Origin of the sequence: Thalassospira sp. MBR-102 (assembly GCF_040549275.1) — a bacterium.
Classification (GTDB): domain Bacteria; phylum Pseudomonadota; class Alphaproteobacteria; order Rhodospirillales; family Thalassospiraceae; genus Thalassospira; species Thalassospira xiamenensis.
This window is the reverse complement of the sequence record NZ_JBEPTC010000007.1, coordinates 80,304-100,436: the sequence shown is the minus strand read 5'-3', so window position 1 is coordinate 100,436 and position 20,133 is coordinate 80,304. Positions and strand designations below refer to the sequence as shown.

19 protein-coding genes are annotated in these 20,133 nt (G+C 55.0%); 2 read left to right on the top strand and 17 right to left on the bottom strand.

Features of this window, described 5'->3' with window-relative positions; genetic code table 11:
- Positions 1-59: 59 nt before the first annotated feature.
- Complete coding sequence (locus tag ABIE64_RS13415; protein ID WP_354377692.1) at positions 60-2,111, bottom strand: ComEC/Rec2 family competence protein; 2,052 nt, start codon at positions 2,109-2,111, stop codon at positions 60-62.
- A gap of 207 nt (positions 2,112-2,318) precedes the next feature.
- On the opposite strand from ABIE64_RS13415, the gene gltX reads away from it, so the two are divergent.
- Positions 2,319-3,728: a glutamate--tRNA ligase gene (gene gltX / locus ABIE64_RS13410; RefSeq protein ID WP_007089448.1), complete on the top strand. Its 1,410-nt coding sequence runs from the start codon at positions 2,319-2,321 to the stop codon at positions 3,726-3,728.
- A 110-nt stretch (positions 3,729-3,838) separates the two neighbouring features.
- Positions 3,839-5,146: a citrate synthase gene (locus ABIE64_RS13405; RefSeq protein ID WP_007089447.1), complete on the top strand. Its 1,308-nt coding sequence runs from the start codon at positions 3,839-3,841 to the stop codon at positions 5,144-5,146.
- 75 nt (positions 5,147-5,221) lie between these two features.
- On the opposite strand, the gene ABIE64_RS13400 is transcribed toward ABIE64_RS13405, so the two are convergent.
- The 16 genes from ABIE64_RS13400 to rpsB form a co-directional block, all read right to left on the bottom strand.
- Complete coding sequence (locus tag ABIE64_RS13400; RefSeq protein ID WP_354377691.1) at positions 5,222-5,662, bottom strand: VOC family protein; 441 nt, start codon at positions 5,660-5,662, stop codon at positions 5,222-5,224.
- 46 nt (positions 5,663-5,708) lie between these two features.
- Complete coding sequence (lpxB, locus tag ABIE64_RS13395) at positions 5,709-6,902, bottom strand: lipid-A-disaccharide synthase (protein ID WP_354377690.1); 1,194 nt, start codon at positions 6,900-6,902, stop codon at positions 5,709-5,711.
- Entirely contained in the window at positions 6,895-7,752 is an 858-nt protein-coding gene (locus tag ABIE64_RS13390) for an LpxI family protein (protein WP_063091924.1), read from the bottom strand. The genes lpxB and ABIE64_RS13390 overlap by 8 nt, the downstream gene beginning before the upstream one ends.
- Entirely contained in the window at positions 7,733-8,536 is an 804-nt protein-coding gene (gene lpxA / locus ABIE64_RS13385; RefSeq protein WP_007089443.1) for an acyl-ACP--UDP-N-acetylglucosamine O-acyltransferase, read from the bottom strand. Before lpxA ends, ABIE64_RS13390 begins: the two co-directional genes overlap by 20 nt.
- Before the next feature lie 2 nt (positions 8,537-8,538).
- Positions 8,539-8,988, bottom strand: coding sequence for a 3-hydroxyacyl-ACP dehydratase FabZ (gene fabZ, locus ABIE64_RS13380; RefSeq protein WP_007089442.1), 450 nt, complete (start codon positions 8,986-8,988; stop codon positions 8,539-8,541).
- Between the two features lie 11 nt (positions 8,989-8,999).
- Complete coding sequence (gene lpxD / locus ABIE64_RS13375) at positions 9,000-10,019, bottom strand: UDP-3-O-(3-hydroxymyristoyl)glucosamine N-acyltransferase (RefSeq protein WP_007089441.1); 1,020 nt, start codon at positions 10,017-10,019, stop codon at positions 9,000-9,002.
- Positions 10,019-10,594 (bottom strand): OmpH/Skp family outer membrane protein, encoded by a 576-nt coding sequence (locus ABIE64_RS13370; RefSeq protein WP_354377689.1) that lies wholly within the window; start codon positions 10,592-10,594, stop codon positions 10,019-10,021. Before ABIE64_RS13370 ends, lpxD begins: the two co-directional genes overlap by 1 nt.
- The gene (gene bamA / locus ABIE64_RS13365; RefSeq protein WP_354377688.1) at positions 10,594-12,888 is read right to left on the bottom strand and encodes an outer membrane protein assembly factor BamA; all 2,295 of its coding nucleotides are present in this window, start codon (positions 12,886-12,888) and stop codon (positions 10,594-10,596) included. The genes ABIE64_RS13370 and bamA overlap by 1 nt, the downstream gene beginning before the upstream one ends.
- A gap of 26 nt (positions 12,889-12,914) precedes the next feature.
- On the bottom strand, positions 12,915-14,018 hold the full coding sequence (gene rseP, locus ABIE64_RS13360; protein WP_071239936.1) for an RIP metalloprotease RseP: 1,104 nt from the start codon (positions 14,016-14,018) through the stop codon (positions 12,915-12,917).
- A gap of 43 nt (positions 14,019-14,061) precedes the next feature.
- Entirely contained in the window at positions 14,062-15,225 is a 1,164-nt protein-coding gene (locus tag ABIE64_RS13355; RefSeq protein ID WP_037991289.1) for a 1-deoxy-D-xylulose-5-phosphate reductoisomerase, read from the bottom strand.
- A 42-nt stretch (positions 15,226-15,267) separates the two neighbouring features.
- A complete protein-coding gene (locus tag ABIE64_RS13350; RefSeq protein WP_247643550.1) occupies positions 15,268-16,086 on the bottom strand; it encodes a phosphatidate cytidylyltransferase in 819 nt (272 codons plus the stop codon).
- Complete coding sequence (locus ABIE64_RS13345) at positions 16,073-16,813, bottom strand: isoprenyl transferase (RefSeq protein WP_071239934.1); 741 nt, start codon at positions 16,811-16,813, stop codon at positions 16,073-16,075. The genes ABIE64_RS13350 and ABIE64_RS13345 overlap by 14 nt, the downstream gene beginning before the upstream one ends.
- A gap of 2 nt (positions 16,814-16,815) precedes the next feature.
- On the bottom strand, positions 16,816-17,379 hold the full coding sequence (gene frr, locus ABIE64_RS13340; RefSeq protein WP_007089434.1) for a ribosome recycling factor: 564 nt from the start codon (positions 17,377-17,379) through the stop codon (positions 16,816-16,818).
- Positions 17,380-17,381: 2 nt separating this feature from the next.
- A complete protein-coding gene (pyrH, locus tag ABIE64_RS13335) occupies positions 17,382-18,113 on the bottom strand; it encodes a UMP kinase (protein WP_037991293.1) in 732 nt (243 codons plus the stop codon).
- Positions 18,114-18,279: 166 nt separating this feature from the next.
- Complete coding sequence (gene tsf, locus ABIE64_RS13330) at positions 18,280-19,203, bottom strand: translation elongation factor Ts (protein ID WP_007089432.1); 924 nt, start codon at positions 19,201-19,203, stop codon at positions 18,280-18,282.
- Positions 19,204-19,288: 85 nt separating this feature from the next.
- On the bottom strand, positions 19,289-20,071 hold the full coding sequence (rpsB, locus tag ABIE64_RS13325; protein WP_007089431.1) for a 30S ribosomal protein S2: 783 nt from the start codon (positions 20,069-20,071) through the stop codon (positions 19,289-19,291).
- Between the last annotated feature and the right edge of the window lie 62 nt (positions 20,072-20,133).

Below are 20,133 nucleotides of genomic sequence, written 5' to 3'. Positions count from 1 at the left end.
AACCGAACAAACCGAAAGAAACCGAAAGAAACGCCGTCGGCCTTGCCCGGCGGCGTTTTTTATTTGACCACCCTGCCCCCGATGATAATCCACGGCCAGATGCCGGACGTTTCACGCACGGTTTCGATCACCGGGGCGGCATCGGGCCGCAACGCAACCGAGACGCCCCCCTGCCACCACAACAGGTCATCATCGATGACAGTCACATCCGGCGCACAGATATCACGCGGCATATCGCGTTTCAGGCTGATGATCATATCGCCATGGCGGCATGCATAGAACGGATTGGCAAGATCATTGGCAATGATCACCTGCCGTCCGGCGATCCTGACGGAACAAACCGTTGCGTCGCATTTTTCGATGACATTGCCGGCATCATGATCGGCGATACCAAATCGCGCCATCCAGACCGACTGCTGAAAATCCGAAATGCCTTCGGGCAGGACAAGTTTGTCGCGCACCCTGTCGCGAATTGCCCAGCTTTCCTGATCCCCCGAAACCAGAATATCCGCCGGGCGATACAGGATTTGCGCCGCAATCGCCACGCATAGCGGAATGACAGCCAACCGGGCAATCGCGTTCCCCCGCCAGACCAGCCACCAGGCCATCGCCATCATGATGCCGATGGCAAATACGGCACTAAACTGCTCGACATGCCAAAGCCCCCAGGCCTGATCGGCGGCAAGGCTTGCGGTTTCAATCAACAATGTCAGTCCCGGCTTCATCAACCACAATGCCAGTCCCCCGGCTCCGAACGGCATCAGAACAAGCGTCGCCACAATCAGCGGCATCACCCAGAACGCCATCACCGGAATGGCAATCAGGTTGGACACGATCCCGATCATCGAAATCCGCCCGAAATGAAACCCGATGATCGGCGCGGTCACCGCCGTAACCAGCAACCCGGTCATCACCAGCCCGGCAAAAAACAGCCAAAGCCGGAATAGCCATGACCGATCCCCCGACTTGTCAAACCATCGCCTGCCCGGACCATCATAAAACGCCACCAGAACCGACACCGCCGCAAAGGAAAGCTGAAAGCTTGGCCCCAATACCGCATCGGGCCGCAGGATCAGAACAACCAGCGCCGCAAACGCCACCAACCGCAACGATATCGCCCGCCGATCCAGCAGCAACGCAATCCAGACAATCGTCAACGTCACAAAGGCACGCTGCGTCGGCACACTGGCCCCTGACAGGCCAAGATAGATCACGGCTGCGCACATCGCCCCGATAGCCGCCCATTTCTTGATCGGAAACCGCAGCGCAAGGGCGGGAATGGCCGCCATGCCAAACCGCAGGAAAAAGAAAACCGTCCCGCTTAAAAGCCCCATATGCAGCCCGGAAATCGCCAGAAGATGCGCCAATCCCGATTTGCGAAGATCATCGGCAATTTCCGCACTGACATCGCCGCGTTCGCCGACAATCAATGCCTTGGCAATCCCGGCCTCTGCGCCGGTAAGGACCTGATCGATTGCCGTCATGATCGTCAGGCGCAGACTTTCGATCCGGTCCGAAACCGGCTGCATCATTCCTGTTTCGGCCTTCTTGGTCACACTATATTTATGGCCGAAAACAAACCCGGTCGCCCCGATCCCGTCCAGATATAATCCGCGTGAAAAATCCGGGTCGCCCGGCACGGACGCCGCGCGCAACGGAAACAGCCGTGCCGTTGCCACGATATGATCCCCGACGGAAAGCTCATCGCCACCTGGAAGGCTCAATCGCACCTTCCAGTCAAATGCCCGGTCCTCAAGCCCCGCGATCCGCATTGGTGCCACGGTCATGCGCATCCGCCCGCCCCGTGGTTCCAGAAGCGTGATGTCGCCCTCGATCTCTGTCATGTAAAGCGTCTTGGTCAGAAGCCCGGATGGCGCCCTTTCAAGATGGATGGATGCAATCAGCAACCCGCCACAAAAACCCGCCAGCAGCAGAATGCCAAAGAATGGCAAAACCCAGCGTCGCGAAATCCACAATCCGGACAGCAAAAGAATCACCGCAAGGCCGCTTTGCTGTACCGTCAGGCGCGCAGGGAGAGAAAAATACGCCGCACATCCCAACCCGAAGAATATAACCGTGCACAGGATCCAGGAATTTCTGCGCGCGGCCAACAACAATCCTGTTTGCGAAAATATTCTCGCAACATATTGATTTTTATTAATTCCATCACGACTTATTCGACGAATGTACAATAGCCTGCCCGACGCACAGTTTCTATCTATCATCGGCTGTGGTGCAACACCGCCGCATATGTGTTATAGCGTGCACGCCAAAAGTCATTACGACAAGCAACAACATCCAGCCAACGGATAGAGTGAATGACGGTTGTTACCCGTTTTGCCCCGTCTCCGACCGGGTTTCTGCATATCGGCGGCGCACGCACCGCCCTTTATAACTGGCTTTATGCCAAACACACCGGCGGCAAATTCCTGCTGCGCATCGAAGACACCGACCGGGAACGTTCAACCCCCGAAGCCGTCGAAGCCATTTTCGATGGGCTAAGCTGGCTTGGCCTGACCGCAGACGAAGAACCGACCTTCCAGTTCGCCCGTCGCGACCGCCACGCCGAAGTCGCCCATGAACTGATCAAGGCCGGGAAAGCCTATTATTGCTATTGCTCGCAGCAAGAACTTCAGGAAATGCGCGAAAAGGCCCGCGCCGAAGGCCGCCCGATGAAATATGACGGCACCTGGCGCGACCGCGATGCATCCGACGCCCCGGCTGGCGTCAAGCCTGTCGTGCGTCTGAAGGCACCGCAGGACGGCGATGCCGTGATTTCCGATCAGGTACAGGGCGATGTCCGCGTTGCCAATGAACAGCTTGACGATTACGTTATTCTGCGTGGCGATGGCACCCCGACCTATATGCTGTCGGTCGTTGTCGATGACCACGATATGGGCATTACTCACGTGATCCGTGGCGATGACCATCTGACCAATGCGTTTCGCCAGAAGGCGCTTTACGACGCGATGGGATGGGATGTCCCGACCTTTGCCCATATTCCGCTGATCCACGGCCCGGACGGCGCCAAGCTGTCCAAACGTCATGGTGCGCTGGGTGTTGATGCCTATCGCGATGAAATGGGTTTCCTGCCCGAAGCGGTAAACAACTACCTGCTGCGTCTTGGCTGGGGTCACGGGGACGAGGAAATCATTTCCCAGGAACAGGCCATTGAATGGTTTGACATCAAAGATGTTGGCAAGGGTGCGGCGCGTTTCGACTTCGCCAAATTGACCAACCTCAATGGCGTTTATCTGCGCCAAGCGGATGATACCCGCCTTGCAAACGACATTGCACCGCTGATCGCAAAACAGATTGGCGTCGATGCAATTGACGCAGCGCAAAAAGAAATCTTGATCAAAGGCATGTCAGGGCTTAAAGAAAGAGCCAAGACACTCATCGAGCTCGCCGACTCTTCGGCCTTCTATGTTACGGACGGCGTCATGTCGTTTAACGAGAAAGCTCAGTCCCTGATTGATAGCGCCCCCGAAGGCCTGTTTGCCGAACTGGCAAAGGAACTCGACGCGCTTGAAAGCTGGACCGAAGAGAACGTTGACGCAAGCGTTCGCAACATTGCCGAAAAACTCGATCAGAAGCTCGGCAAAGTCGCGCAGCCCTTGCGGGCCGTGCTCACCGGTTCCAACTCATCGCCTGGCATCTTCGAAGTAATGATCGTGCTTGGCAAATCCCAAACGCTGAAACGCATCCGCAAATTCGATGCCCAATAACAGCGTAAAATAAAAAACTTAAACACTGAATTTGCGCTTTGTGCGCCGCAGCACTATGCTGCACACAACTTGAAAACCGTGTTCGTTCAAACAGGGAAGGAAAAATAGTCATGGCTCAGAATTCCAAGACTTCCCACACCGTGACACTGACCGACAATGCCACTGGCAAGTCGATCGAATTGCCGGTGATCGAGGGTAGCGTTGGTCCGTCTGTAATCGACATTCGGAAACTCTACTCCGAAACCGGATATTTCACCTATGACCCGGGCTTCACCTCGACCGGCTCCTGCCAGTCCGAGCTGACCTATATTGATGGTGACGTTGGCATCCTGCGTCACCGCGGCTATGCCATTGATGAGCTTGCCGAACAATCCGATTTCCTCGAAGTTTGCTATTTGCTGATTTACGGCGATCTGCCGAATGCAAAAGACAAGGCGCAATTTGAAAATGACATCACCATGCACACCATGGTGCATGAGCAGATGCGCAATTTCTATAACGGTTTCCGCCGCGACGCCCACCCGATGGCCATTATGTGCGGTGTGGTTGGCGCGATGTCTGCTTTCTATCATGACAGCACCGACATCAACGATCCGAACCAGCGTCTGATCTCGGCCTATCGCCTGATCGCGAAAATGCCGACCATCGCTGCGATGGCGTATAAATACTCGATCGGTCAGCCGTTCCGTTATCCGAACAACAAACTCGGCTATGCAGAAAACTTCCTGCAAATGATGTTCGGCAACCCGTGCGAAGACTATGAAGTCAACCCGGTCCTTGCGCGCGCAATGGATCGTATCCTGATCCTTCATGCCGACCACGAACAGAACGCATCGACCTCGACCGTCCGTCTGGCCGGTTCTTCTGGGGCAAATCCCTTTGCATGTATCGCTGCCGGTATTGCCTCCCTCTGGGGTCCGGCACATGGCGGTGCGAACGAAGCCGTTCTTAAAATGCTGAACGAAATCGGCGATGTGAAAAACATTCCGGAATTCGTCAACAAGGCAAAAGACAAGAACGATCCGTTCCGTCTGATGGGCTTTGGTCACCGGGTTTACAAAAACTACGACCCGCGCGCCAAGGTCATGCAGGAAACCTGCCACGAAGTTCTTAAAGAACTCAATGTACAGGACCCGCTGCTTGACGTTGCACAGGAACTCGAACGCATCGCACGCGAAGACGAGTACTTCATAGAGAAGAAACTCTATCCGAACGTCGATTTCTATTCGGGCATCATCTTCAAGGCGATGGGCATTCCGGAAAGCATGTTCACCGTGCTGTTCGCAGTTGCCCGTACCGTCGGCTGGATCGCCCAGTGGAAAGAAATGATCGAAGATCCGTCGCAGAAAATCGGCCGTCCGCGCCAGTTGTTCACCGGTGTTTCCGAACGTCCGTTCGTTCCGGTCAACAAGCGTTAATCTGCGCCACGATTGATACAGAAAAGGCCCGGATCATTCCGGGCCTTTTTGCGTTTTGATCAATTGGGTGCTGCGTTACCAGGAGCCGGTGTTTTCCATGCTGGCCCATGGCTCGGCCGGGGAAAGGCTTTCGCCCTTTTGCAGGAATTCAATCGAAATCCCGTCCGGCGAACGGACAAACGCCATATGGCCATCGCGCGGCGGACGGTTAATGGTGACACCCGCATCCATCAGCTTCTGGCAAAGCGCATAAATATCGTCGACCTCATAGGCAAGATGGCCGAAATTGCGCCCGCCGGAATAGCTTTCCGGGTCCCAGTTATAAGTCAGTTCAAGTTCCGGGGCCTTGTTGGCCTTGGCACTGGCTTCATCGGCAGGCGGCGCAAGATAAATCAGGGTGAAACGCCCCTTCTCGCTTTCAATGCGCCGGGTTTCTTTCATGCCAAGCAGTTCGCAGTAGAAACGCATGGATGCATCCACATCCTCGACACGCACCATGGTGTGCAAATAACGCATTGGAAATGCCTCCGTCATTGATTGGTCAATGACGCCAAACTATGCGTTATTGCCCGCTAATGCCAGTCTTGGCAGATGAATTTTTCTCTATGATTTCAAGGATGACGTCCGCGGCCTTCTCGCTCGGCGGCCGGTCGCCAAAGCCAAGCATGGTTGTGGCCGCGTCGAACCCGTCCAGTTGCGCCGCCCGACCTTCGCCGTCGGCCATAAGCGATTTCAGAACCGGCACGATACGGTTCGGCGTGCAATCCTGTTGCAGGAATTCCGGCACAAGCTTTTTGCCAAGCACCAGATTGACGATGGTCACCGTATCAATCCGCAACAATCGCCGCGCAATCCATGCCGTAATCGGGCTTAATTTATAGCCGATCACATGCGGCACCCCCGTTATCGCCAGTTCAAGCGACACGGTCCCGGATGCCGCAAGGGCCGCATGGGACGCGGCAAACGCATCGCGCCTGTCCTGATCCCCGGTCACGACAATCGGGCGCAGCGGCCAGTCGGCAACCACATCACCGACAACCTGTGCAACCTTGCTCACCGTCGGCACAACAATTCGGGCATCGGGGAAATCCCCAGCCAACCGTTCGCACACGTCACGGAAAACCGGCAACAGACGGGTGACTTCCGAATTGCGACTGCCGGGCAGAACCGTCAGGATTTTGCAGTCTGGTGCGATACCGTGCTGTTCACGGAATCGATCCGCATCGCCGCCATGCCGTTCCTCGACCGCGGAATGCCCGATAAAGCTGGTCGGAAGCCCGACCCGCTCGAAATAGGGCGGCTCGAACGGCAGCAACGCCAACAAATGATCGAGGAAACCCGCAATCTTCTTTGCCCGCCCCGGCCGCCATGCCCAGACCGACGGCGCAACATAATGCACCAGCGGAATCCCCCTGCCTTTCAGCTTCTTGCCAACGCGAAAACTGAAATCCGGGGCATCAATGGTGATGACCACATCAGGCTGCTGCTCAAGGGCATATTCCGCCGTCTGGCGGATACGTTTTAACAAATGCGGAATATGCGGCAGAACCTCGGCAAGGCCCATAACCGACATCTCATCCATAGGAAACAGGCTCTCAAGCCCCTCACCCGTCATGCGCGGGCCACCAACACCGATGAAACGGATTTCGGGATGACGCGCCTTTATGGCCGACATCAACCGACCACCCAACTGATCCCCGGATGCCTCGCCGGCCACCAGCATGATTTTCGCGGTCTGGATTTTTGGTTTATTCATCCTGTGCCGGTTCCTGCACCGAAATCCCGACAATGAACAATCCAAGTTCATCGGCACGTTTGACGGTTTTCTTGCGATCAATGATCATCGTGCCACCCGCAAGCAACGCAATGCCGCGCAATCCGGCATCATGCGCATTTTCCACGGTCGAAACACCAATCGCCGGAAGGTCAAGACGCCTGTCCTGCTGCGGCTTTGCCGACTTCACCAGAACACCGCCAACACCTTCGCGGCGATAGCCGGCTGACCGCCGGATCATTTCATCCGTGCCTTCGATGGCTTCAAGTGCCAGAACAAGCCCCTGCTGCACGACACAGCCCTGTCCGACATCGGCGGCACCCAAAACCCGGGCAACCTTCAGACCGTGCTGTGCATCGGCCATCGCCTGTGCATCGGGCTTCACCTTGCCCAGAACACCTTCCTCAACCGCGAGGTCGCTCAAAATCTCGTGTGCGCCGACCAGACGGAAACCGTCACGTTCAAGCTCACCGGCAACCAGACGCAGCAAACCATCATCGCCAAGCGACTTCATCCCGACTTTCATCAGCAATTTCGCCGCCCGCCAATCGGGCCGGATCGATGCAAATGATGGACGCGCAACCTTGCCCGCAAGGACAACATCACGGCATTCTTCGGATTTCAGACGATCAAGGATTTTCGCCGCCGCCCCGATGCGAAGCGACGTATGGGGATATGCATCCAATGCCGGATCATCGGCATGGGCATCAAGCTTCACGATAAAAACATCCCGCCCGGCAGCCGTCGCCGCAGCCGCCAAACGGGCGGGAAGCGCACCACCCCCGGCAATGATACCAAGCTTTGCTGCGGGGTTATCCTGCGGAGCTGTCATATTTCGGCGTACATACGGAACGCATGCTTTCCGCTTTCAGGAAGGTGATGATTTCCATGACCGGCCCGACATCCTCGAAATCTTTCGAGACTTCCTCAACCCGCTCGGCAAGCGTACCTTCCTGCGCAAACAAAAGACGATACGCCTTGCGAAGCGCATGAATGGTCTCGCGATCAAATCCGCGGCGCTTCAACCCGACAAGGTTAAGCCCCGAAAGATAAGCACGGTTACCAATCACCGAACCATAAGGAATGATATCGCTTTCAACACCGGTCATGCCGCCGATCATCGCATGTTTGCCAATGCGGACAAACTGATGCACCGCCGAAAGACCGCCGACAATCGCAAAATCGTCGACCATGACATGGCCAGCAAGGGTCCCGTTATTGACCAGAATGCAATGATTGCCAATATGGCAGTCATGCCCGACATGCGCGCCTGCCATAAACAGGCAGTCATCGCCAATCGTGGTCTCCATCCCGCCGCCTTCTGTGCCGGGATTAAGGGTCGCCCCTTCGCGGATCTTGTTGCGTTTGCCAATGATCAGACGCGATGGCTCGTTCTTGAATTTCAAATCCTGCGGCGCATGACCAACTGACGCAAACGGAAAGATCGTACTGTCTTCACCGATTGACGTAATTCCGGCGACCACGACATGGCTGTGCAGCTTGACGCGATCACCCAGAACCGCCTGCGGTCCGACAACACAGTACGGACCGATTTCTACATCCTGGCCAATCTGGGCGCCGTCTTCGACAATGGCGGTTGGATGCACTTTTGACATTATCAGTTGCCCCGGATCATCGCGGCGATGGTGGCTTCTGCAACGACCTGATCGTTAACGCGGACTTCACTTTCAAACTTCCAGACCGGGCCACGGCTCTGTTTTTTCTTCACATGAATATGCATGACGTCACCCGGCACAACCGGCTTACGGAACCGTGCATTATCAATGCTCATGAAATAAACCAGCTTGCCTTCGGCATCCTCACCAAGGGTCTGAACCACAAGAATGGCCGCCGTCTGCGCCATGCTTTCGATGATCAGAACGCCAGGCATGATCGGCTGTTCCGGGAAATGGCCGGTAAATTGCGGTTCATTCATCGTCACGTTTTTGATGCCAACGGCGGAATCGTCGACAGCAATATCAACAACCTTGTCGATCAGCAGGAACGGATAACGATGCGGAATCATTTCCAGAATGCGCTGAATATCAACACTTACCAATTCGGTCATAGGTATTGCCCTTACTTCTTTTTCCGTATCAGCCGCGATAAGGCCACGGTCTGTTTATGATATTCCATTACCGGCACAGCGGGGCTGCCGCCAACGGTTTCGCCCGCGCCGATATTTTTCATGACACCGGATTGCGCGGCAATTTTCGCGCCATCACCAATTTCAAGATGTCCGGTAATCCCGGCCTGACCCGCGGCAACAACAAAATTGCCAAGTTTGGTCGATCCTGAAATCCCGACCTGGGAAACGATAACACATCCCATGCCAAGTTCGACGTTATGGCCGATCTGAACAAGGTTGTCGATACGGCAACCATTGCCAATCACCGTATCAGGCCCCGCCCCCCGGTCGATTGTCGAATTGGCCCCGACTTCGACATCATTGCCAATCACGACACGGCCAAGCTGTGGCACTTTAAGGTGCCCCTGTGCGCCCATGGCAAATCCGAAACCATCCTGACCAATGCGAGCCCCCGGATAAATCAGGCACAGATTGCCAATCAGGCAATGGCTGATTGTCGCCCCGGCACCGATCCTGCTTCCGGCCCCGATCACGACACCTTCACCGATCACCGCATTGCTGGAAATGACGCAACCATCGCCAATCTCGCAATGCTCGCCAATCACCGCCCCGGCATCGATCTGAACACCTTTGCCGATCATGGCGGTATCGGCGACAATCGCGTGCGGTGAAACAACACCATTGGCGGCGTCAAACGGATAATATGCCGTTGCCGCCTTGGCATATGCCCGGTACGGATCGCTGGTCGTGAACAGCACCATATCGGCAGGCGCACGATCAACGAACTCTGGCCGGACAAAACACCCGCCGGCAGAACTGCTGACAAAGGCATCAAGATATTTGCGATTGTCAAAGAAGCTCAGGATCGATGCATCCGCATTCTGAAGCGGTGACACATCATCAAAGCGGCGTGACGGATCAGGTGCATTCACCAGTTCCGCTCCGGTCAGTTCGGCAATTTCCTGAACGCTGAACGGTCCCTTGCGTTTGAAAAACCGGGAATCAGCCATCAGGAGGCTTCCTTGAACTCGACGGTAAGGGTCGGCATGGCCTTGTTCACAAGGTCAAATACTTCCTTGGACGCATCCATGGCGTTGGCATGCAGGATCACCTGACTTTTGTGCAGTACCAGCGTTGCCTTGCGCTGCTCGGCAACATCGGCAATTACTTCAATCAGCGTTTTCTGGAATTTCACGCGCGATTCATTAAGCGCCTGATCCAGAATACGGTTGCGCCCCTGTGCAAACTTCTGAAAATCGGCAACTTTCTGCTGAAATTCTTTCTGTTTCTGCTGAATGACATCGGCAGACAGAAGGGTTCGCTGCTGGGCGATTTCCTGCTCTTCCTTCCGCAGGCCCTGCTGGCGCTTTTCGATTTCCTGCTGATAGGCTTCCTGACGCGTTTTGATCTGCTTTGTCATATCCTGCATGGCAGATGCTTCACGCATAATGCCTTCAAAATCGACAATCATCACAACGGCCTCTGTATTTCCGGCAGCATTTTCCTGCGCCGCAGCCATTGTCACTGATGCGAATGCCAGAACAATCGCAAGTAAGGCGGTCTGGATAGATTTCATCATTTTCATCAGAATCTGGTTCCGAAACTCAGTCGGAACACTTCCTCTTTGTCGAAGTCTTCTTTGAGAACAGCCTGCGAAAGGTCAACACCAATCGGGCCAAACGGAGATTCCCAGCCTACCCCAAAACCAACAGACGCCCTGAGTGAACCTTCGTCATAGATTTCACCAGGCCGTGCACCATCAACCCCCTCGGAAGCACCGAAATCACTGAATACACGACCGGTAAGTGCAAATTCGGACGGCAACCCTAACGGGAAGTCCATCTGTACGGTACCGGTATAGAAGAATTTGCCGCCAACCGCATCGCTTGTTGCAACATCGCGCGGCCCGACACCGGCCGATTCAAAACCGCGAAGGTTTGCACCACCGGTAAAGAAGCGCTGCGAAATACGCGTATCGTCGCCAATACCAAAGATGTAACCGGTCGACGCCTTGGTTGACAGCACCCACGTCTTTTCGCGATCAAGCGGATAGTAGTACCCGCCATTCACGCGCGTACGAAGATAGGTTTCCGAACCGCCAAGCCCGGCAAAATCGTTGGAAACCTGAACGAAATAGCCTTCTTTCGGCGTAATCGTGCTGTCGCGCTGATCATAGGTAAGCGTCTGACCAATCGTTGACTCGGAAAACTCGGGGTCCTCTTCGCGAAGTAGACGCGACGCATCACTGGCAATGTCCGAATACTCGTTAACCTCATACCCGTAACGCACCGACTGCGACAATGCTTCGGAATAACGGAAACCGGACCGCAAACCGATACCGGTCTGCTTTTCGTCATATGAACTTTCGTCCTGATTGTCTTCTTCGCGGCGATAGATATCAAAGCCCGCACTGACATCCCGATCAAGGAAGTACGGCTCGGTAAAGGACAGATCGACCTGCTGGCTGGATGACCCAATCGTAAAGCCAAGACGAAGGTCCTGCCCTTTGCCAAGCAGGTTGCGTTCGCGGATACCGGCTTGACCGAAGGCACCATCATCCGTGCCGTACCCGGCACCAATCGAAAACTCGCCGGTCGACTTTTCTTCGACATCAACCTCAAGAACCGTCTGGTCGGGCGAACTGCCCGGCAGGGTCTTGACGTCAACCGATTTAAAGAAGTTCAGGTTTTCAACACGCTGGCGCGAACGTTTGAGTTTCGAACTGCTGAACGCGTCACCTTCAACAAGGCGGAATTCACGACGAACAACTTCGTCAAGCGTGCGGACGTTGCCAACCACGTCGATGCGTTCGACATAAACCTTCGGACCTTCGGCAATGGTGAAGGTGATGTTAATAACACCGGTCTCGCGGTCACGCTGGATATTCGGGCGAATATCGATGAATGCATAACCCTGGTCACCGATGCTGGTGGTCAGGGCATCAATCGCGTCATCAACAAGGTCGGCATTGTACCAGTCACCTTTTTCAATCTCGATCAGGGGCGTCAATGTCGCCGGATCGATCTTGTCGATCTGCGATACGATATTGATATCACCGAACTTGTAACGCTGACCTTCGCTGACCGTGTAGGTGATAAAGAAATCAGACCGATCAGGCGTCAGTTCGGCCACCGACGACAGAACCTGGAAATCGGCATAACCGGCCGAAAGATAGTAACGACGCAGAAGTTCGCGGTCGAACGTGACGCGATCCGGGTCATAGTTATCGTCAGAAGTCAGGATTTTCCACCAGGCGCTTTCGGTTGTCCGGATAACTTCGGACAATTCACCATCATCAAATGCCTTGTTGCCAACGAAGTTGACCTTGCGCACCCCGGTGGCCTCGCCTTCGTCAATTTCAAAGACAAGGTCGACACGATTCTGTTCAAGCTGAATGACTTTGGGCTCAACGGTCGCGGCAAACCGGCCGGAGCGACGGTACAGCTCAAGAATACGCTGCACATCAGCCTGAACCTTGGTGCGGGTGTAAACGACACGAGGGCGCAACTGAAGTTCCGTACCAAGCACGTCGTCCTTCAGGCGCGTGTTGCCCTCAAAGGCGATCCGGTTGATGATCGGGTTTTCAACCACATTGATTTTCAGAACGCCCTGATCAAATCCGATCGACACGTCGGCAAACAGGCCGGTTGAAAACAGCGACTTCAGCGATTCGTTGATTTTCTGCGGATCGTAGGGATCGCCCTCTTTTACCGACAGGTATGCGTTAACCGTCTCGCTTTCGATACGGTTATTGCCGTCAACACGGATCTCGCGAATAACGCTTGATCCCTGCGCATAGGCCACCATCGGAATTATGGTTGGCGCGGTTCCACCAAGCAAGACTGCTGCTAACGCAGCCGCTTTTACATTACGCAGCAAATTCAACCCCCTGATGCCGTATATCATCAGCCTACCAGGCCTTTGAAGAAATTCCAGACGCCCAACTGCGTCAGGTCGTTCCAAGTTGCAAAGATGATTAAGCTGAATACCAAACCTGCCCCAAGACGGAAACCATATTCTTGTGCTTTTGCGCCCAAGGGCTTACCGCGAATGGCCTCAATCGCATAAAACACCAGATGACCACCATCCAGAACCGGAACAGGCATCAGGTTAATCAACCCAAGGCTGATCGAAAGATACGCCATAAAGAACAGAAGCGGTCCAATGCCCCCCTCGGCAACCTCGCCCGACATCTGGGCGATGCGGATCGGACCGCCAAGTTCGGAACTGTCACGTTCACCCGATATCATTTCACCCAATGCCGACAATGTCTGCGAAATCAGGTTCCAGGTCGATGAAAACGCCTTGCCGGTCGCATCGATAATTCCATCGCGCTGGGTTTCAAACGCACCGGCGGTCACGCCCAGACGACCGAATGTCTGAACGTCGTCACCTTCACCGGTCGTTACGGCTTCCGGCGTCACCTGAATGTCGATTTCCTGCCCGTCACGCATCACCGAAAGCGAAACCGGCGCACCGGCATTGCCCCGGATCACGTCCGAAAGCTCGCTGAACCAAGCAATCGGCTGCCCATTGATCGCATTGATCCGGTCCTGGGGCTGCAATCCGGCAACCGCCGCCGGGCTGCCGTCAACCGCCTCGCCCACCACCGGCAGGGCGCGCTGCTGGCCAACGGCGGCAAACAGAACGGTGAAAACCACAATCGCAAACAGGAAATTGGCCAACGGACCGGCAAAAACGATGGCCGCACGCGCCATCAGGCCTTTGTGATGAAACGCATGCTGGCGTTCTTCTTCATTAAGGTCGTCCCGCTGCCCCGCACTTGCCGGGTTCATGTCGCCAAACATTTTGACATACCCGCCAAGCGGCAAAAGGCTGACTTTCCAGCGCGTGCCCTTTTTGTCGTACCAGCCAAAAAGCTCCGGACCGAATCCGATTGAAAACGCTTCAACCTTTACACCATTGCGGATCGCAACCCAGTAATGCCCATATTCATGAACAAACACCAGGACCGAAAGAACAAACAGAAAAGCAAGAAGGGTTTCCATGAAAGACGTTCCTTTTTCGGGGCGAACCCCGCATTTTTGGTATTCAAAGACCGGTTTTGATCAGGCCCAGCGTTTCACGACGGATCATATCATCAAGATCAAACATCTGGTCGAGATCTCGTAACGGTGATGCCGCAATCCTGTTCATCATGCGCTCGACCGTTTCGGCAATTTGCAGGAAGGTAAGCTTTCCGCCCAGAAACGCCCCCACGGCAATCTCGTTTGCTGCATTCAATACCGTCGGCACCGTCCCGCCCGCACGCAGCGCTTCGCGCGCCAGACGAAGAGCCGGGAACCGTTTCATATCCGGCGCGGTAAAGTTCAACTGTCCGATAGTGGCAAAATCAAGACGCGCTACATCGACACGTATTCTTTCCGGCCATGAAAGCGCATAGGCAATCGGGGTCCGCATATCGGGCGATCCCAATTGCGCCAGTACCGATCCGTCGGAATATTCCACCATGCTATGCACGACAGATTGCGGATGCACGACAACCTCGATGCGTTCTTCAGGCACCGGAAACAGACGACAGGCCTCGATCAATTCAAGGCCCTTGTTCATCATGGTTGCCGAATCAATGGAAATCTTGGCCCCCATATCCCAGTTGGGATGGGCCAGCGCCTGCTTTGGAGACACCGATTTCATATCGTCAAGCGACCATTCCCGGAATGGCCCGCCAGATGCCGTCAGAAGAATACGGTCAACCTTGTCGACCGACTTCTGTTCAAGCACCTGGAAAATCGCACTATGTTCGGAATCAACCGGGATCAGCGTCGCCTTGTATTTCGCGACTTCCGCCATCATCAGATCACCGGCACAAACCAGCGTTTCCTTGTTGGCAAGGCCAACCCGCGCCCCACGGCGAATGGCCGCCAGCGTCGCCTTAAGGCCTGCTGCACCAATGATCGCGGCAATGACGATATCAGACGGGCGCGATGCCGCCTCGACCAATGCTTCATCACCGGCCGCAACCAGAATGTCCGTGCCAGACAGGGCGGATTTCAAGTCTTCATAAAGGCTTTCATCGGCGATAACCGCCATCGCAGCACCAAGTTCAATGGCGGCCTTGGCCAACCCTTGAACATTTCGATGGGCCGTAACGGCATCCACGGCATATTTGTCTGAATGTGCTTTCAGGATGTCTACGGTGCTGCTGCCGACCGATCCGGTCACGCCAAGCACGCAGACTGATTTCTTAATTGTCATCAAACACCAGCTTAGCGGATTTCTGCAACCAGGGGCCCTGCCCTAGCGCAACGACAATCCAATGAAATACACAATAACAAACGCGACAGGAAAAACCGACAACATCCCATCAGCACGGTCAAGCACCCCACCATGCCCCGGGATCAGGTGGCTGCTGTCCTTGACCTTGAAATGGCGCTTAAGCGCTGATTCTCCAAGATCCCCGATCTGCGCCACAATCGCCAGAACCCCGCTTGCCAGCACGATGGAAACCTGAATGGCATTGCCGCTGAAATAGGTGATCAGCCCGCCGATCAGCATCGCACACAACATGCCGCCAATAAGCCCCGCCCAGGTTTTCTTGGGGCTGAAACGCGGCGCCAGTTTCGGGCCGCCAATCGCCTTGCCAAAGGCATAGGCCCCCGTATCGGTCGCCCACACAAGAAAGAACAGCCACATGATCAACAGCAGACCATCCCCATGCATGCTGCGCAGCCAGTGCGCCGCCAGTGCCGCAAGCGAGATATAGATAATGCCAAATGCCGCGAGAAACCGATCCTTGCCCGGCCGCAATGCCGCGGTTGCCGCCCCGACCAACACCGCCGGAATGATAAGAAGATATTCCCCGGTCGTCATAAACAGCATCGAAACGGCAAGGGATACCGCAGCAACAACCGAAACCGAATTGACATGCCCCGGAACGCACATCCGCGTCCATTCCCACATCATGCCAACCGAAAACAGAAAAACGAGAATCTCGAAATACGGGGACCCAAACCATACCGCCGCAACCGCGACCGGTGTCATCACCAGCGCGGAAACAACCCGTGGCTTCAATCCTGAATTTGTATCTTCCTGGCGTCGGGCTTCAGATGACTGCACCAAAACGCCGCTCCCGTCCGGCAAAGTTTTCTATCGCTTTTTCAAGATGTTCGCGTCCGAAATCCGGCCAAAGGACGTCATCGAACACAAACTCGGTATAGGCCGACTGCCAAAGCAGGAAATTGCTGATGCGCTGCTCGCCACTGGTCCGGATCAGCAGATCCGGATCGGGCATCCCGAACGTCATCAAATGCGCTTCAACCACGCTTTCATCGATGGCATCGGGCTGAATTTCTCCAGCGGCGACTTTTTGCGCGATCTGGCGCATGGCATCGGCAATCTCGGCCCGCGCACCATAGCTTAGCGCAATGGTCAGGTTCAAACGGGTATTGCCCTGCGTGCGTTCCTCGGCATTGGCCAGAAGCACGCGAATATCATCGTCAAAACGGGTCCGGTCACCGATGATACGGATACGGACCCCGTTTTTGTGCAGGGTCGCCAGTTCACGCTTGATGAACAGGCGAAGCAACCCCATCAGGTCGCTGACTTCACTTTCCGGCCGTTTCCAGTTCTCGGTCGAAAATCCGTAAAGTGTCAGATACTCGATACCGATTTCGGCTGCGGCTTCGACGGTGCGACGCACGGCCTCTACCCCCGCCCGATGACCCATCGTACGGGGCTTTCCGCGCAACTTTGCCCAGCGCCCGTTGCCATCCATAATGATGGCAACATGACGCGGCACAGCTCGCAGATCTGAAGGGTTGGGTTGAGATGCCAGCACCGTCATGATCAGACTTGCATAATTTCCTGTTCTTTATGGGCAAGCACTTCGTCGATCTCGCTGATAACCTTGTCGGTCAGCTTCTGGATCTCTTTTTCCTCGTTATGGAGGTCATCTTTCGAGATCACGCTGTCTTTTTCCCATTTTTTGATCTGGTCAATACCGTCACGGCGGACGTTACGAACCGAAATCTTGGCCTGCTCGGCATATTTGCCGGCAACCTTGGACAGCTCCGCACGACGTTCCTCGTTCAATGCCGGGATCGGCACCCGAACAAGCGTCCCGTCGGCCGCCGGGTTCAGGCCAAGGCCCGAGTCACGGATCGCTTTTTCGACCGATTTAACCATGCTCTTGTCCCAGACCTGTACCGAAAGCATCCGCGATTCCGGAACACTTACAGAAGCAACCTGGTTAAGCGGGGTCGGCACGCCGTAGGCTTCAACCATGACCGGTTCTAGAAGGCTTGCACTGGCACGCCCGGTCCGAAGTCCGGTAAATTCCTTGTGCAAAACTTCAACAGCCCCTTCCATACGGCGGGCAAGGTCCTTTTTTAGGCCAGCAACGTCAGACACCTTTAGTCTCCATTCGAAATAATCGTAAACTTACCTTTTGCACAAACCACATCGGCAAAGGCGCCGGGATTATGCAAAGAAAATACAATAACCGGAATATCATTTTCGCGTGCCAATGAAATAGCCGATGCATCCATGACACGCAAATCTTTGGCGAGAACGTCCATATAGGTCAGGGAATCATAGCGTTCCGCGGTCGGGTCGATCTTCGGATCGGCGGTGTAAACGCCGTCAACCTGCGTCCCCTTAAGCAACGCGTCACAGCCCATTTCGACCGCGCGAAGTGCTGCTGCCGTATCGGTGGTAAAGAACGGGTTGCCGGTCCCGGCCGCAAAAATCACCACCCGGCCCTTTTCCATGTGGCGCACCGCACGACGGCGGATATAGGGCTCACAAACCGATGACATCGGAATGGCCGACTGCACACGGGTCTGGACCCCGTGCCGCTCAAGCGCGTTCTGAACGGCCAGTGCGTTCATGATGGTGGCCAACATGCCCATATAGTCGGCCGTGGCACGTTCCATGCCCTGGGAGGCACCCTTGACCCCGCGGAAGATGTTCCCCCCGCCAATCACCATGCAAACCTCGGCACCCATGTCATGAACGGCTTTGATTTCGCTTGCGATCCGGTCAACCGTCTCGGGATCAATCCCGTATTGCTGTTTTCCCAGAAGCCCCTCACCCGAAAGTTTCAGAAGGACACGACGAAATTTCAGTTGGCCGTTTTCTGCCATGTTGGATTGCCTCTTACTGCCGATATTTCAAACTGTCCCGAAACCCGGTTCAGCAAAATTCAGATATAAAAAGACCGGCGAGTAACAGGGCGATTATGCGCTGCCGACCTCGCCGGTCTGGGATCATACACGAAATGGCACGCGACGCACCATTTCGATCAGATGTTTATTTCTTAAGCTGCTCAGCAACTTCTGCAGCAAAGTCTTTTTCTTCGCGCTCGATGCCTTCACCGAGTTCGAAGCGCACAAAGCCCTTAAGGGTGATCGGCTTGCCCGCGTCTTTAGCAGCATTTGCAATCACGTCTTTGACTTTGCTTTCGCCGTCAATCACGAAGGTCTGTTCAACCAGAACGACCTGCTCGTAATATTTACGGATACGACCTTCGATCATCTTTTCGATGATTTCAATCGGGCGGCCCGATTCTTTGGCCTGTTCGGTCAGAACGGATTTCTCGCGCTCGACCAGTTCCGGATCCAGATCGTCAACCGTGGCCGAAGCCGGGTTGGTTGCTGCAATATGCATTGCGATCTGTTTGCCAAGGCCTTCAAGAACGCTCGCATCAGCTTCGGATTCAAGCGCAACCAGAACGCCGATTTTGCCGAGGTTCGGTGCAATCGCGGAATGGATGTAGGACGCAACAGCGCCCTTCTCGACCGAGATACCAGCCGAACGACGCAGGTTCATGTTTTCGCCGATGGTGGCGATCATGTGGGTAACCTGTTCTTCGACGTTGCGCGACGTACCCGGGAACGGGGTTGCTTTCAGCGCATCGATATCACCATTGGCCGAAACGGCCTGGTTTGCGATTTCTGCGACGAATTTCTGGAAGTCTTCGTTACGCGAAACGAAGTCGGTTTCGGAGTTGAGTTCGACAACGGCACCGGAAGTACCGTTAACAGCAACACCCACCAGACCTTCAGCAGCAACACGGCCTGCTTTCTTGGCAGCAGCAGCAAGACCTTTGGTACGAAGCCAGTCAACAGCAGCTTCAAGATTACCTTCGGTTTCGGACAGCGCCTTTTTGCAATCCATCATGCCAGCGCCGGTGGTTTCGCGAAGCTCTTTAACCAGAGCAGCGGTAATAGCCATTTTTAAAGCCCCTATTACGCGATCAGTGAACACCTAAAGAAACGGCGGCATGCTAGCCGCCGTTTCATCAGGTACAAAGTGAAAATTATGCGGAAGCTGCTTCCTGTGCGGCTTCTTCAACAGCAGCGGCTTCAGCCGGAACTTCTTCGGATTCACCGAGGTCCGCGCCAGAAGCAGTCATTTCCTGCTGGATGCCGTCCAGAACGGCACCAACGAACAGGTCGCAATACAGCTGGATCGCACGGATCGCATCGTCGTTACCCGGGATCGGGTATGCAACGTTTGCCGGATCCGAGTTGGTATCCAGAATAGCAACAACCGGAATGTTCAGGTTCTTGGCTTCGTGAACAGCAAGCGCTTCCTTGTTGGTGTCGACCACGACGATGATGTCGGGAAGACCGCCCATATCCTTGATCCCGCCAAGCGCGCGTTCAAGCTTGTCGCGCGAACGGGTCAGGTTCAGGATTTCTTTTTTGGTCAGACCTTCTGCACCGGCAGACAGGATTTCTTCCTGTTCTTTCAGGCGTTTGATCGAGTTGGAAACGGTGTTCCAGTTGGTCAGCATACCGCCGAGCCAGCGATGGTTCACATAGTACTGACCGCAACGCTTTGCAGCTTCTGCGATGACCGGCGAAGCCTGACGCTTGGTACCGACGAACAGAACGCGACCACCACCAGCGGTGACGTCACGAACCGCCTGCATCGCACGATGCAGCATCGGAACGGTTTCCTGAAGGTTCAGGATGTGAATGTCGTTGCGTGCGCCAAAGATGAACTGCTTCATCTTCGGGTTCCAACGGCGGGTGTGGTGACCAAAGTGGACGCCAGCTTCCATCAGCTGACGCATGGTAAAGGTTGGCAAAGCCATGATAAATTCCTACCTTTTTCCGGTTAATACCTCCGCGGAAGGGAATTTCACGCCAGCTTGCG

Coding starts and splice junctions, on each gene's coding strand:
- pyrH (WP_037991293.1), bottom strand. CDS start 18,113: ATGGCAGAAAACGGCCAACTGAAATTTCGTCGTGTCCTTCTGAAACTT.
- ABIE64_RS13405 (WP_007089447.1), top strand. CDS start 3,839: ATGGCTCAGAATTCCAAGACTTCCCACACCGTGACACTGACCGACAAT.
- rseP (WP_071239936.1), bottom strand. CDS start 14,018: ATGGAAACCCTTCTTGCTTTTCTGTTTGTTCTTTCGGTCCTGGTGTTT.
- rpsB (WP_007089431.1), bottom strand. CDS start 20,071: ATGGCTTTGCCAACCTTTACCATGCGTCAGCTGATGGAAGCTGGCGTC.
- gltX (WP_007089448.1), top strand. CDS start 2,319: ATGACGGTTGTTACCCGTTTTGCCCCGTCTCCGACCGGGTTTCTGCAT.
- ABIE64_RS13390 (WP_063091924.1), bottom strand. CDS start 7,752: ATGACAGCTCCGCAGGATAACCCCGCAGCAAAGCTTGGTATCATTGCC.
- ABIE64_RS13400 (WP_354377691.1), bottom strand. CDS start 5,662: ATGCGTTATTTGCACACCATGGTGCGTGTCGAGGATGTGGATGCATCC.
- lpxA (WP_007089443.1), bottom strand. CDS start 8,536: ATGTCAAAAGTGCATCCAACCGCCATTGTCGAAGACGGCGCCCAGATT.
- ABIE64_RS13370 (WP_354377689.1), bottom strand. CDS start 10,594: ATGAAAATGATGAAATCTATCCAGACCGCCTTACTTGCGATTGTTCTG.
- lpxD (WP_007089441.1), bottom strand. CDS start 10,019: ATGGCTGATTCCCGGTTTTTCAAACGCAAGGGACCGTTCAGCGTTCAG.
- lpxB (WP_354377690.1), bottom strand. CDS start 6,902: ATGAATAAACCAAAAATCCAGACCGCGAAAATCATGCTGGTGGCCGGC.
- tsf (WP_007089432.1), bottom strand. CDS start 19,203: ATGGCTATTACCGCTGCTCTGGTTAAAGAGCTTCGCGAAACCACCGGC.
- ABIE64_RS13345 (WP_071239934.1), bottom strand. CDS start 16,813: ATGACGGTGCTGGCATCTCAACCCAACCCTTCAGATCTGCGAGCTGTG.
- ABIE64_RS13355 (WP_037991289.1), bottom strand. CDS start 15,225: ATGACAATTAAGAAATCAGTCTGCGTGCTTGGCGTGACCGGATCGGTC.
- fabZ (WP_007089442.1), bottom strand. CDS start 8,988: ATGACCGAATTGGTAAGTGTTGATATTCAGCGCATTCTGGAAATGATT.